The sequence below is a fragment of the Pseudonocardia sp. genome (assembly GCF_050250275.1).
In the GTDB taxonomy this organism is placed as follows: Bacteria; Actinomycetota; Actinomycetes; order Mycobacteriales; family Pseudonocardiaceae; genus Pseudonocardia.
On sequence record NZ_JBFWOY010000023.1, the window covers coordinates 54905 to 68355 of the forward strand.

A 13451-nucleotide genomic window follows, 5' to 3' on the forward strand; every position below is an offset into this window, starting at 1 on the left:
CTATGGATGAGTTGCCAGCTCCCGGCAGGTGCGTCGGGACAGCCCCGGCGTCAGCCCAGTCGCGTGGAGCGGCGCCCCTGCATGACCGCAATCAGACGAGGACGGACCTGCGCGATGAACACCCTTGACGAACTGGACGCACAGAACCTGCGTTCCGACATCCCCGCCTTCCGGCCGGGCGACACGCTCAAGGTTCACGTGAAGGTCATCGAGGGCTCGCGCTCGCGTGTGCAGCTCTTCCAGGGCGTTGTCATCCGCCGCCACGGCGAGGGCGCCCGCGAGACCTTCACCGTCCGCAAGGTCTCCTTCGGCGTCGGTGTCGAGCGCACGTTCCCGGTGCACTCGCCGAACATCGACCGCATCGAGGTCTTCACCCGAGGGGATGTCCGCCGGGCGAAGCTCTACTACCTCCGTGACCTTCGCGGCAAGGCCGCCAAGATCAAGGAGAAGCGGGAGACCCCGACCGCGTCGTGAGCTCACCCGCCGGTGGACACGACCTCACCCTCAGGTGATCAGGCGGTGACGTAGCCTCGTGAGCGTGGCGCTTCCCGAGCTCCCCGACGACCGGCGGGCCCAACCCCGTCGGTACGGACCGGCGAACCCGCCGCCTCCTCCTCCCGGTGAGGGCCGTGTGCCCGCCGGCGAGCGGTGGGCGCCGGACGGTGGTCCCGTCGCCGGTGGTGCGGGTGGGTCAGGTCGCCACGCCCCGCGGCAGGCGCACGGTCGCGCCCACGACGAGTGGGCCCCCGAGAGCGCGCCCCGGCACGGGCGCAACCACGGGTACGGCAACGGCCGCCCGGAGTCCCCGGGCCGGCCGCCCCAGGGGTACGACGGCCGCGCCCAGGCACGCCGCGGCGGCGGCCCCGACCCCCGCGATCCCGCCGGCGTCGACTCCTCCGGCGGCGACGACCTGGGCCGCACGATGCCGCAGCCTCCCACTGGCCCGCCGCCCGCAGGCCCGCGCAGACAGCCTCCCGGCGACCCGCGCCGCAACGGTCAGGGGGAGGGGCATGCCGGCCCACGGCCCCCCGCCCGCGACCGCGTCGGCCACGACGGCGGCCCGGCCGGGACCGGCGATCCCGCCCTCGACGAGACCGCCGACCTCGGACGACCCACACACGCTCCGCGCCGCGACGAGCCGGCCCGTGCGGACCGGCCGCCCCGAGGGGCCCGTGAGCAGCGACCGGCCCGTGAGCGCCGCGACCCGGCGGCCGACAGCGAGCCCGGCGTCTCCGACAGCGTCGAGACCGGCGCCGTCCCCGGACGCCATCGTCGACGCGCGGGCGAGTCCCCGGAGGGACGCCCCGCCTCGTCCTACGCAGCAGGGACCACCCCGGGCGGCGGCAAGCAGAAGTCGGGGCGGCGCCGCAAGACGTCGTTCTGGAAGGAGCTGCCGCTCCTCATCGTCGTCGCACTGCTGCTGACGTTCCTGATCCAGACGTTCCTGGCCAAGGTCTACGTCATCCCGTCCGGCTCGATGGAGCAGACGCTCCACGGCTGCACCGGCTGCAACAACGACCGCGTCCTCGTCGACAAGATCACCTACCGGTTCTCCGACCCGAGCCCGGGCGACGTCGTGGTGTTCCGCGGCCCCGACAGCTGGGGCACCGAACAGGTCAGCGTGCCCAGCAGCGCACTCGCCCGTGGGCTGCAGCAGGTCGGGTCGCTGATCGGGCTCGCGCCGCCCGACGAGAAGGACTTCGTCAAGCGGGTCATCGCCGTCGGCGGACAGACCGTGGCGTGTTGCGACTCCCGCAACCGCGTCATGGTCAACGGCAAGCCGCTCGACGAGCCCTACATCTACTACCTGCCCGAGGCGGGCCCCGCCCGTCAGGTGCCGTTCGGGCCGGTCACGGTCCCGCAGGGCGAGCTGTGGATGATGGGTGACAGCCGCAACAACTCGTCGGACTCCCGCGCCGCGGGCCACGGCCCCGTCCCGGTGGAGAACGTCATCGGCAAGGCGCGGCTCAAGGTCCTGCCGTTCGACCGGTTCGGCATCATCCACGCCCCCGATCCGCAGTCGCCCGAACCCGTCGGCATGGGCGGCCCCGACGGTGCGCCGCTGGCGCTGGGCCTGCTCGGCACGTTGCCGCTCGCGATCGACCGCCGCCGGCGCTCCCGGCGCTGCGGGGACGACACCGACGACTTCCTGCCCTCGACCCCGCGCCGCCTGCCGCGGCCGTGGCGTCGCTGACGTGGCGGCCCCCCTCCGCCGACGCCGCCGATACGTTCCGCAGTCGCTGACGGCCGACGGTTGGCGTCCCGAGCGTGCAATCGTGCGGCGCTCCGCGGGCACCTGGACGCTGCAGAGCACCCTGCACCGGCACGGCCTCGGACCCGTCGCGGGTGTCGACGAAGCGGGTCGCGGCGCGTGTGCGGGACCGCTCGTCGTCGCCGCCTGCGTGCTGCGCCCCGCCGACGCCACCCGGTTCGAGGGCCTCACCGACTCGAAGCTGCTCACGGCCGCGGCGCGCGAGGAGTTCTTCACACTCATCACCCGGCGCGCCGCCGACCACTGCATCGTCGTCATCCCGCCGGCGGAGGTCGACCGCCGGGGAGTGCACGTCGCCAACATCGAGGGGATGCGCCGGGCCGTGGCCGGGCTGTCGCAGCGTCCCGGCTACGTCCTCACCGACGGCTTCGCGGTCCGCGGGTTCGGCGTCCCCGCCCTCGCCGTGCCCAAGGGCGATCTCGTCGCGGCGTGCGTCGCGGCGTCGTCGGTGCTCGCGAAGGTGACCAGGGACCGGATCATGGTCGAGCTCGACAGGCGGCTCCCGCAGTACGGGTTCGCCCTGCACAAGGGCTATTGCACCCCGGTGCACGATGCTGCGCTCACCACCCACGGACCCTGCGCCGAGCACCGCTACTCCTTCGTCAACGTGGCGGGAGCGGCCGCCGCTGCAGGAGCCGAACGGGTACTGGTCCACAATGGGTCCGGAACGTCATCGGGACACCCGGTGATGGCCGCCGGGGGAGGAGTCGGGTCGTGAGCGCCGAGGATCTCGAGAAGTACGAGACCGAGATGGAGCTCACCCTCTACAAGGAGTACCGCGACATCGTCGCCCAGTTCTCCTACGTCGTGGAGACCGAGCGCCGCTTCTACCTCGCCAACTCGGTCGACGTCGCGCCCCGCAACGCCGACGGCGAGATCTACTTCGAGGTCCGGATGTCCGACGCGTGGGTGTGGGACATGTACCGGCCGGCGCGTTTCGTGAAGAACGTGCGGGTGCTGACGTTCAAGGACGTCAACATCGAGGAGCTCGACAAGCCCGACCTGCGGCTGCCCGACGACGGGCCGTTCGGCTCCTGACACGGGCCGACCTCGCCGCCTCCGGGGCGCCGGGGGCGCGTGGGCCGGTCGGGGCAGGCGCTGACCGTGCGGTGTGCACGGGCACCGGCTCGCGACCGCGCTGATCAGCTCGGCCCGCAACGCCACCATGCCGCGTCGTCGCTGGCCGGGCGGAGTACGCCCTGACCTCCGGCCTGGAGCGCGCGCCGCCGACGACGCCGGGTCCGGCGGTGGATGGCGTATCCGTTCGTCGCAACCAGGCAGACCGGCGACGCGACATCCGCTGTGTCACCCGGATCCCGTACCGGCCGCGCACCGACAACCCTGCCGCGAGACGCGCAGGAACGCCCGAGTTGTCCACATACGACGCCGGCGGTCCACAGGCAGGCGGGACCGGGCCCGTGGGCCCGCCGCGCGGCCCATCGTGGACGGCATGGCAGCGAAGGACGTGCTGGGCCGCCGCGGCGAGGACGTGGCGGCGCAGTACCTGCAGAAGCAAGGGCTGGTCGTGCTCACGCGCAACTGGCGGTGCCGCGAGGGCGAGCTCGACATCGTGGCCACCGACGCCGGTGTCCTCGTGATCGCCGAGGTCAAGACGCGGTCGGGCACGGCCTATGGCGAACCGGCCGAGTCGGTGACGCCGCGCAAGGTGGCCCGCATCCGCCGGATCACCGACGTATGGCTCGCCACGCACCAGGTGCGGTGGTGCCCGATCAGGTTCGACGTGCTCGCCGTCCTGCTCGAACCGGGCAGACCCGCGACGATCCAGCACTACCGCGAGGCGTTCTGATGGGCGGCCTGGCACGGTCGTGGTCGGTCGCGCTGCAGGGTGTCGACGGCACGGTCGTCGAGATCGAGGCCGCCATCGGCGGCGGGCTGCCCGGGATCCATCTGGTCGGGCTTCCCGACGCCGCGCTGCACGAGTCGCGCGACCGGGTCCGCGCCGCCGTGGTCAACTCCGGACACACCTGGCCCAACGAGCGGATCGTCCTCGCCCTCTCACCGGCGACGCTGCGCAAGACGGGATCGGGATTCGACCTCGCCCTGGCGTGCGGAGTGCTCGCCGCGGCCCGCACCGTGCCGCAACAGGCGCTCCACCGGACGGTCCTGCTCGGTGAGCTCGCCCTCGACGGCCGGCTCCGGCCCGTGCGCGGCGTGCTGCCGTGTCTGCTGGCCGCCCGTGCGGCCGGGATGCGGCGCGTCGTCGTGCCGGTCGCGGCACTGGCAGAGGCGGCCCTGGTCACAGGTCTGGAGATCCACGGCGCCGGCACCCTCACCGAGGCCGTCGACTTCCTGATCGACGGCCGCGCGCTCCACCGGCCCGAACAGGTCGAGGAGGCTCCCCGCGACGCCCAGCCCGACCTCGCCGACGTCGTCGGCCAGTCCGACGCCCGGCACGCGCTCGAGGTCGCGGCCGCGGGTGGGCACCACATGCTCATGGTGGGGCCGCCCGGCACGGGCAAGACCATGCTCGCGCGACGCATCGTCGGTCTGCTGCCCGACCTGCCCGCCGACGAGGCCCTCGCCCTCGCCGCGATCCGGTCCGTCGCGGGGCGGCTGCCCGCCGGTACCGCGCTGAGCACCGTGCCGCCCTTCGTCGCGCCGCACCACTCGACGTCGACGGCCGCGCTCGTCGGCGGGGGCAGCGGCATCGCCCGTCCCGGCGCGGTGTCGCTGGCGCACCGCGGGGTCCTGTTCCTCGACGAGAGCGCAGAGTTCGGTGCCCGGCTGCTCGAGTCGCTGCGCACGCCGCTCGAGGAAGGCGAGGTGCGCATCTCCCGGGCCGAGGGCACCGTGAGCTACCCGGCCCGGTTCCAGCTCGTCCTGGCGGCCAACCCGTGTCCCTGTGCCCCTGCGCACGACCGCGACTGCGTCTGCACCTCGCTCGTCCGACGCCGCTACCTCGGCCGGTTGTCGGGCCCGTTGCTCGACCGCGTCGACCTCCGCACCTGGATGCACCCCGTCACGGCCCTGACCGGAGACGTGCCCGGGGAGAGCACCGCGACCGTACGGGCCCGGGTGCTCGCCGCCCGCGCCGCGGCGACCGAACGCTGGTCGGCGCACGGCTGGCGGACCAACGCCGAGGTCCCGGGGCCCGTCCTGCGCTCGCGCTTCGCGCTCCCGGCGGCCGTGCTGCGACCGCTGGAGACGGCCCTGCGGGTCGGCGAGCTCACGGCCCGTGGCGCCGACCGCGCGTTGCGGGTGTCGTGGACCATCGCCGACCTGGCCGGTCGCGACCGGCCCGACCGCGAGGCCGTCGAGGCGGCGCTGTACTTCCGCGACCGGAGGGCGGCATGACCGCGCCCGATCCCGAGGTCCGGCGCGCGCGGGCGTACCTGTCGCGGGTCGCCGAGCCACCGGCCGCGGCGCTGGCCGCATTCGTCGACCACGTCGGACCCGTCGAGGCGGCCGAACGGATCCGCCGGGGAGCGACGCCCGACGTCGTGCGGTCCGCGACCGGCGCCCGGCGCACCGTCGACCGGGTCGACGCCGACCTCGAGGCCGCCGCCGCCGTCGGGGCACGGCTGCTCGTCCCGGAGGACACCGACTGGCCGCGCTGGGCGTTCGCGGCCTACCCGGCGGCCGGCACCCGTGAGCTCGGCGCGCCCCTCGCGCTGTGGGTGCGCGGACCGCTTCGCCTCGGCGAGATCGCGGAGCGGTCGGTCGCGATCGTCGGTGCCCGAGCGGCCACCGGGTACGGCGTGCACATCGCGAGCGACATGGCCGGTGGGCTGGCCGCCGCCGGCGCGGCCGTCGTGTCCGGGGCGGCGTTCGGCATCGACGCCGCGGCACATCGAGGATCGCTCGTCGCCGACGGGCCCACGCTGGCGGTCCTGGCCTGCGGCATCGACCGCGCCTACCCCGCCGCCCACACCGAACTGCTCGACCGCATCGCCGCGACCGGGCTGGTGGTCAGCGAGTACCCGCCCGGTGCGGTGCCCGCGCGCCACCGCTTCCTGGTCCGCAACCGGTTGATCGCCGGCATCGGCGCAGGCACCGTCGTCGTGGAGGCGGGGCTGCGCAGCGGCGCGCAGCGCACCGCAGCCGACGCCCGCGCCCTCGGCCGCATCCTCATGGCCGTGCCGGGTCCGGTCACGTCGGGAACCTCCGCCGGGTGCCACGAGCTCGTCCGCAACGGGGCGCTGCTGGTGACGCGGCCCGAGGAGGTGCTGGAGGCCGTCGGCAGGCTGGGTGTCGACCTGGCCGTCGAACCCGGCCGCCCCGCGCGCCCGACCGACCGGCTGGACGCCGCCCAGGCGGCCGTCCACGACGCCCTGCCCAGCCGCGCCGCCCGCGACGTGCGCTGGCTCGCGATGGAGGCCGGGCTGCCGCTCGAGACCGTCCGCACCGGGCTGCTCGACCTCGAACGGCTCGGCATGGCCGAGTACCGCGACGGGCTCTGGCAGCGAGCCCTCCCGTCCAGGTGAGAAGCCAGGCGCCCCTGGGCGTGGCGCGCTTGACCCGGCGCGCGACCGCGATGACCGTGACCCGATGGGGACGCGCCGCTCCGCCCGCCGGGACACTCCTGCCGACCTGCCCGACCGCCTCAACGCCCACCTCGAGGCGTTCGTCGTGCACCTCGACCGGGAGCGCGGGCGTTCCGCGCACACCGTCCGGGCCTACCGCGGCGACGTCGCGTCCCTGCTGCGCACCGTGCCCGGCGACGACCTCGCCGCGCTCGACCTGGGCCTGCTGCGCGCCTGGCTCGCCGCCGCCCACACGGGTGGGGCCGGTCGCTCCACACTCGCCCGCCGCGCCGCCGCCGCCCGCACCTTCACCGGCTGGGCGCACCGCACCGGCCGGCTCGCCACCGACCCCGGCGACCGTCTCGACTCACCTCGGGTCCAGCGCGCCCTGCCCACGGTGCTCCGCGCCGACCAGGCCGCCGACCTCATGGACGCCGCCGTCTCCGGCGCCGCGCAGGAGGACCCGGTTGCGCTGCGCGACCTCGCCCTGCTCGAGGTCCTCTACGCAACCGGGGTGCGGGTGTCGGAGCTCTGTGGCGCCGACGTCGACGACCTCGACCGCGGCAGTCGCACCCTGCGGGTCCTCGGCAAGGGAGGCAAGGAGCGCGTCGTCGTCCACGGCGTCCCCGCCGAACGGGCGCTCGAACGCTGGCTGGCCGTCGGGCGCCCGGCCCTCGCCCGCCCCGACAGCCCGCCCGCGCTGCTGCTCGGCGCCCGCGGGGGCCGGCTCGATCCGCGCATCGCACGTTCGGTCGTCCACGACGCCGTGGCCGCCGTGCCGGGCGCCCCCGACATCGGGCCGCACGGCCTGCGCCACGCCGCCGCCACGCACCTTCTCGAGGGCGGCGCGGACCTTCGGCACGTCCAAGAACTCCTTGGTCACGCTACGCTGTCGACCACGCAGCTCTACACCCATGTCACAGTCGACAGACTGAAGGTGGTCCATGACCAGGCGCACCCCAGGGCCTGAGCCACTGCTGGCAGCAAACATGCAGGTCAGTGAGCTTGTCGCAGCGCTCGTCTCCGCGCTGTCGACCAGTCGCGACGACGTCGCCGCACCCGCCGATCCGGTCCCCGGTGCCGGGTCCGCAGGACCCAAATCGACTGCGCTGCGTGACCATTCCGGGGTCGGCGGCGTTGACACGCTGATGGGACACGAACCGGATACCGAGGTCCTGAACCGGGCAACCGGGGCAGTCCTGCTGGGCGATGGGGCGGTCGGCACGATGCCGCCGGCGTCGGTCCTGCCCGCTCTCCCGGCCTGGCCACCCGTCGGCGACCCGCCGGCGGACGCCGGAGCGGGTGTGCCGCCGGCCTTGTTGGTCCTCGTCGACGACCCCGCCGACGAGGACGGGCACGTCCCGTCGCACACGTCGCGTCCGGTGGCCGGCGACGCGGGCGACACCGCCGGCGCCGCCGGCATCGACCCCCACGACGCCGCCGCCTCGGCCACCGGCACCGGTCCCCACGCCGTCGCCGGTCTCGACGCCGCCGCCGGCCCTTCTGCCCTCGCCGACCCCGCCGCCGCCGACCCCGCGGACGCCGCCGCCGACCTCGCCGACGCCGCCGACGCCGCCGACGCCGACGTGGACGGCGTCGCGCAGTTGTGGGGGTGCCGGGGCGGCGGACGCGACCGCGCCGTGCGGGACCTCCTCGTGGCCCACTACGCCCCCCTCGTTCGGGGGGTCGCGGCCCGGATCGCGGTCGGGCTGCCCGCCAGCGTCGACGTCGCCGATCTCGTCCAGGCCGGCGTGTTCGGCCTGCTCGACGCGATCACCCGATTCGACCCCGGCCGCGGAATCCGGTTCGAGAGCTATGCGGCACAACGGATCCGTGGCGCGATGCTCGACGAGCTGCGGGCCCAGGACTGGGTACCGCGCACCGTCCGGACGCGGCTGCGGGAGATCGACCGCGCCCGCGAGCGGCTGGAGCGCGGCCTGGGGCGGTCGCCTGCCAACGCCGAGCTCGCCGCCGAGCTGGGCATCTCGACGCGCGACCTGCTGCGGCTGTCCCAGCACCGCCGCCTCGTCAGCGTCGAGGCGTTGCGGGAGCGTCGGCCCGGGGCGGTGGCGGAGGACGTCGTCGACGACGCCGCCCCCGATCCCGCGGCCGCCTTCGCGCTGCGCGAGACCTACCGTGAGCTCGCCGAGGCGGTCCTCGGGCTGGAGGAGCGGGACCGGCTCGTCGTACAGCTCTACTACGTCGAGAACCGCACCCTCGCCGAGATCGGTGCCCTGCTGGGGGTGACCGAGTCCCGGGTGTGCCAGCTGCACGGGCGCCTCGTCGGGCGGCTGCGCGGCAGGATGGACGAGGCCGTCGCGGGCTGACCCGCGAGCCGGCTCGGCGTCCGTCGGGCGGTCACCACGGCCAACGCTGCGGGGCCGGGAGCAGCCGGACCCGGCCGGGGCCGACGAGGACCAGCGGGTCGAGGTAGTCGGCCTCGCCCCGGCGCACACCCCAGTGCAGGCACGCCGGAGCGGGACAGCCGGCGTGGCCGGGTTCGAGCGCCCCCAGCACCGCGCCGCGGGCGACGACGTCGCCGACCGCGACGGACGCGGCGACCGGTTCGTAGGTGGTGCGAAGGCCGTCGGCGTGCAGTACCGAGACGACACCGCGCCCGGCGAGTGGCCCGGCGAACGCGACGACCCCGTCGCGGGCCGCGAGGACCTCCTGCCCCGGCGTGCCCACGAGGTCGGCGCCCCGGTGGCCGGCGGTCCACCGCTGCGACGGCGCCCGGAACCGTTCGGCGACCCGGGGCACCGGTCGCAGCGGCCAGCCGTACCGGGCGGTCCCGTCGGGTACGCCGAGGTGCTGCGTCCCGACCGGCGGCGACGCCGCTGCGGCCGGGGCGCCGAGGACGGTCAGGGCCACCGCGACCAGCGCGAGCGTCGATCTCCGCAACACCCGTCGAGCCTGCGCCGCCGGGGCCGCGACCGGGGCTGTCGGCGGGGCAGGTGTGGATCGTTGCGCGCGTTGTGGACAACCCGCTGTGCGGGAGCCACGCCGGGTGAGGGGCGATCGGGCCGACGCGTACACTCGACCTGCACCTCGGAGCTTTGCGAGGTGACTTCGCGCGCTCGCGTGCCTCGCCCGCTGCCGGTTCCCGGTTCGGTGGGCGCGGACGGTACCCGGGCGGTCCTGCGAGCCCACGCGTCCCGTCCGCGGGAGGTCGAGGGCGAACGGGTCCGGGTCCGGCGCGGCGCCAGGGCGGACCATCGACCGGTGGTCGGCGAGAACCGTGAGCGCGGCAGGTGCCGCGCCTGATCGAGAGGTGAACATCGGCTATGGCCGTCGTCACCATGAAGCAGCTGCTGGACTCGGGTGTGCACTTCGGGCACCAGACCCGGCGCTGGAACCCGAAGATGAAGCGCTACATCCTCACCGAGCGCAACGGCATCTACATCATCGACCTCCAGCAGACGCTGTCGTACATCGACCGCGCCTACGAGTTCGTGCGTGAGACCGTCGCCCACGGCGGCACGATCATGTTCGTCGGCACGAAGAAGCAGGCGCAGGAGGCCATCGCCGAAGAGGCGGGCCGCGTCAACATGCCGTACGTGAACCAGCGCTGGCTGGGCGGGATGCTCACCAACTTCCAGACCGTGCACAAGCGCCTCCAGCGCCTCAAGGAGCTGGAGTCGATGGAGCAGACGGGGGGCTTCGAGGGTCGCACCAAGAAGGAGATCCTCATGCTCACCCGTGAGAAGGGGAAGCTGGAGAAGACCCTCGGCGGCATCCGCGACATGTCGAAGGTTCCCAGCGCCGTCTGGATCGTCGACACCAAGAAGGAGCACATCGCCGTCGGCGAGGCTCGCAAGCTGGGCATCCCGGTCGTCTCCATCCTGGACACGAACTGCGACCCCGACGAGGTCGACTTCCCGATCCCGGGCAACGACGACGCGATCCGTTCCGCCGCGCTGCTCACCAAGGTCATCGCCCGTGCGGCGGCCGACGGCCTGATGGCCCGTTCGGCGCGCAGCGGTGGCCGTGACGGTGCCGAGGGCAAGCCTGAGGTCGGCAGCGACGAGCCGCTCCCCGAGTGGGAGCAGGACCTGCTGGCCAACGGCGGCGAGGTCGGTTCGGACGGTGCGAGCCTGTCCGCCGCCGGTGCCGCTGCCGAGGCCCCCAACGCCGCTGCCGCGGCGGCCCCGGCCACCACCAGCAACGGGACCCAGTCCGCGAGCTGACCCGTCGTACCGCGGGTGGGCCGGGTCCGGCCCACCCGCGGTCCGGTCCGTCCCGGACACGATCTTCACGAACCGACCAGAGGACGAAGAGACTTAGCGATGGCGAACTACACCGCCGCCGACGTCAAGCGGCTCCGTGAGCTCACCGGCTCCGGGATGATGGACTGCAAGAAGGCGCTCGAGGAGTCCGAGGGCGACCTGGACAAGGCTGTCGAGCTGCTGCGCATCAAGGGCGCGAAGGACGTGGGTAAGCGCGCCGAGCGTTCCACCTCCAACGGCCTGGTCGTGGCGCAGGGCGGCACCATGGTCGAGCTCGACTGCGAGACCGACTTCGTCGCGAAGAGCGACGACTTCATCAGCCTGGCCGACAAGATCCTGGCCGTGGCGGTCGAGCAGAAGCCGGCCGACGTCGAGGCGCTGGCCAAGGCCCAGCTCGACGGTGGCACCGTGGCCGACGCCGTGCAGGCCCTGTCGGCCCGCATCGGCGAGAAGCTCGAGCTCAAGCGCTACATCCACCTCGACGGCCCGGTCGCGCTGTACCTGCACCGCCGGTCCTCGGACCTGCCGCCGGCCATCGGCGCGCTGGTGTCCTACGAGGCGTCCGACTCCGCCGCCGGCGACGACGCCGCCCGCGGTGTCGCGATGCACGTCGCCGCGGCCCGCCCGCGCTACACCACGCGCGACGAGGTTCCCGGCGACGTCATCGACAACGAGAAGCGCATCGCCGAGGCCACCGCTCGCGAGGAGGGCAAGCCCGAGCAGGTGCTGGCCCGCATCGTCGACGGGCGCGTCAACGGCTTCTACAAGGACGTCGTGCTCCTCGAGCAGCCGTCGGTGCAGGACCCGAAGAAGAGCGTGAAGGCGCTCCTCGACGAGGCCGGCGTGACGGTCAAGGAGTTCGTCCGCTTCGAGGTCGGACAGGCCTGAGCAGGTCTTCGAGCATGACTGACGAGGTCGACGCCACCCCCCGCCCCGGATTTCGCCGTGTGCTGCTGAAGCTCGGCGGTGAGATGTTCGGTGGTGGGGGGCTCGGCGTCGACCCGCAGGTCGTGCAGACCGTCGCCCGCCAGATCGCCGAGGTCGTCGCGAGTGGCGCGCAGGTCGCCGTCGTCATCGGCGGCGGCAACTTCTTCCGCGGCGCCGAGCTGCAGCAGGGCGGCATGGACCGCTCGCGGGCCGACTACATGGGCATGCTCGCCACGGTCATGAACTGCCTCGCGCTGCAGGACTTCCTGGAGCGCAGCCACGGGATCGACACCCGTGTGCAGACCGCCATCACGATGGGCCAGGTCGCGGAGGCGTACATCCCGCGCCGCGCGATGCGTCACCTGGAGAAGGGCCGCGTCGTGATCTTCGGCGCGGGCGTCGGCATGCCGTACTTCTCCACCGACACCGCGGGTGCCCAGCGTGCGCTGGAGATCGGGTGCGACGCCCTGTTGCTCGCCAAGGGTGTGGACGGTGTCTACACGGCCGACCCGAAGATCCACGCCGACGCCACGCTGTTCACCGAGATCACCCATCAGCAGGTACTCGAGCGGGGTCTCAAGGTGGCCGACGCCACGGCGTTCAGCCTCTGCATGGACAATCGGATGCCGATCATCGTGTTCAACCTGCTCACCGAGGGGAACATCGCGCGCGCAGTGCGCGGTGAGAGGATCGGAACGCTGGTGACCACGCCGGACACCGACCGGGCGAACTGACCCGGCCGTCGCCGCCTGAACGCTGGGAGCAGACGTGATCGACGAGACCCTCTTCGATGCCGAGGAGAAGATGGAGAAGGCCGTCTCCGTGGCCAAGGACGACCTCGCTGCCGTCCGGACCGGCCGGGCGACGCCCTCGATGTTCTCCCGCATCGTCGTCGAGTACTACGGGGCGATGACGCCGCTCAACCAGCTGGCGTCGATCAGCGTCCCCGAGGCGCGGATGGCGGTCATCAAGCCCTACGACATATCGCAGCTGCAGGCGCTGGAGAAGGCCATCCGCAGCTCCGACCTCGGTGTCAACCCCTCCAACGACGGGCAGATCATCCGCGTGGTGATCCCGCAGCTGTCGGAGGAGCGGCGCAAGGAGATGGTCAAGGTCGCGCGCGGCAAGGGTGAGGACGCCCGGGTCACGATCCGCAACCTGCGTCGCAAGGCGATGGAGGAGCTGCACCGCATCGTCAAGGACGGCGAGGCGGGTGAGGACGAGGTCGGGCGTGCCGAGAAGGAACTCCAGGGCACGACCGACAAGTACGTCCACCAGGTCGACGAGCTGGTGAAGCACAAGGAAACCGAGCTCCTCGAGGTCTGAGCAGATGTCTCGCCCCGTCCACGGCAGTGCCGCGTGAGCCTCTCCGGTGAGGCCGCAGCGGTGCCCGGCCGCCCCGCTCGCCGGGGCAGGGTCGCGCCGCCGGACGGGGCGCCGTCGCACGGAGTGCCCCCGAACGGGACGCCGTCGAGCGGAGTGCCCGCGAACGGCGCGCCGTCGAGCGGGGCGGGGCCCTCGACCGGGGCAGGGCTGTCCAGC

At 73.7% G+C, this 13451-nt stretch carries 14 protein-coding genes; 13 read left to right on the top strand and 1 reads right to left on the bottom strand.

What is annotated here, in order from left to right; genetic code table 11:
• Positions 1-114: 114 nt before the first annotated feature.
• The 9 genes from rplS to AB7F12_RS20650 all read left to right on the top strand — a co-directional run bounded on the left by rplS (position 115) and on the right by AB7F12_RS20650 (position 9083).
• Positions 115-474: a 50S ribosomal protein L19 gene (rplS, locus tag AB7F12_RS20610; RefSeq protein ID WP_147115115.1), complete on the top strand. Its 360-nt coding sequence runs from the start codon at positions 115-117 to the stop codon at positions 472-474.
• 64 nt (positions 475-538) lie between these two features.
• Positions 539-2194 carry a signal peptidase I gene (gene lepB, locus AB7F12_RS20615; protein WP_428501268.1) on the top strand — a complete coding sequence of 552 codons (1656 nt, stop codon included), beginning with the start codon at positions 539-541 and terminating at the stop codon, positions 2192-2194.
• A gap of 79 nt (positions 2195-2273) precedes the next feature.
• On the top strand, positions 2274-2990 hold the full coding sequence (locus AB7F12_RS20620; RefSeq protein ID WP_428501286.1) for a ribonuclease HII: 717 nt from the start codon (positions 2274-2276) through the stop codon (positions 2988-2990).
• Entirely contained in the window at positions 2987-3310 is a 324-nt protein-coding gene (locus tag AB7F12_RS20625; RefSeq protein ID WP_013676795.1) for a DUF2469 domain-containing protein, read from the top strand. Before AB7F12_RS20620 ends, AB7F12_RS20625 begins: the two co-directional genes overlap by 4 nt.
• Before the next feature lie 412 nt (positions 3311-3722).
• The gene (locus AB7F12_RS20630; RefSeq protein ID WP_428501269.1) at positions 3723-4079 is read left to right on the top strand and encodes a YraN family protein; all 357 of its coding nucleotides are present in this window, start codon (positions 3723-3725) and stop codon (positions 4077-4079) included.
• Entirely contained in the window at positions 4079-5587 is a 1509-nt protein-coding gene (locus AB7F12_RS20635; RefSeq protein WP_428501270.1) for a YifB family Mg chelatase-like AAA ATPase, read from the top strand. The genes AB7F12_RS20630 and AB7F12_RS20635 overlap by 1 nt, the downstream gene beginning before the upstream one ends.
• Positions 5584-6717, top strand: a complete 1134-nt coding sequence (gene dprA, locus AB7F12_RS20640; RefSeq protein WP_428501271.1) for a DNA-processing protein DprA — start codon at positions 5584-5586, stop codon at positions 6715-6717. Before AB7F12_RS20635 ends, dprA begins: the two co-directional genes overlap by 4 nt.
• A gap of 64 nt (positions 6718-6781) precedes the next feature.
• Complete coding sequence (locus tag AB7F12_RS20645; protein ID WP_428501272.1) at positions 6782-7726, top strand: tyrosine recombinase XerC; 945 nt, start codon at positions 6782-6784, stop codon at positions 7724-7726.
• A 334-nt stretch (positions 7727-8060) separates the two neighbouring features.
• Positions 8061-9083: a FliA/WhiG family RNA polymerase sigma factor gene (locus AB7F12_RS20650; protein WP_428516770.1), complete on the top strand. Its 1023-nt coding sequence runs from the start codon at positions 8061-8063 to the stop codon at positions 9081-9083.
• Positions 9084-9114: 31 nt separating this feature from the next.
• Here the strand turns inward: AB7F12_RS20650 and AB7F12_RS20655 are convergent, their stop codons facing one another.
• Entirely contained in the window at positions 9115-9660 is a 546-nt protein-coding gene (locus AB7F12_RS20655) for a M23 family metallopeptidase (RefSeq protein WP_428501274.1), read from the bottom strand.
• Positions 9661-10040: 380 nt separating this feature from the next.
• On the opposite strand from AB7F12_RS20655, the gene rpsB reads away from it, so the two are divergent.
• The 4 genes from rpsB to frr all read left to right on the top strand — a co-directional run bounded on the left by rpsB (position 10041) and on the right by frr (position 13235).
• Positions 10041-10943 carry a 30S ribosomal protein S2 gene (rpsB, locus tag AB7F12_RS20660; RefSeq protein WP_428501275.1) on the top strand — a complete coding sequence of 301 codons (903 nt, stop codon included), beginning with the start codon at positions 10041-10043 and terminating at the stop codon, positions 10941-10943.
• Between the two features lie 99 nt (positions 10944-11042).
• Entirely contained in the window at positions 11043-11870 is an 828-nt protein-coding gene (tsf, locus tag AB7F12_RS20665) for a translation elongation factor Ts (RefSeq protein ID WP_428501276.1), read from the top strand.
• A 14-nt stretch (positions 11871-11884) separates the two neighbouring features.
• On the top strand, positions 11885-12643 hold the full coding sequence (gene pyrH / locus AB7F12_RS20670) for a UMP kinase (RefSeq protein ID WP_428501277.1): 759 nt from the start codon (positions 11885-11887) through the stop codon (positions 12641-12643).
• A 34-nt stretch (positions 12644-12677) separates the two neighbouring features.
• On the top strand, positions 12678-13235 hold the full coding sequence (gene frr / locus AB7F12_RS20675; protein ID WP_428501278.1) for a ribosome recycling factor: 558 nt from the start codon (positions 12678-12680) through the stop codon (positions 13233-13235).
• Positions 13236-13451 lie beyond the last annotated feature (216 nt).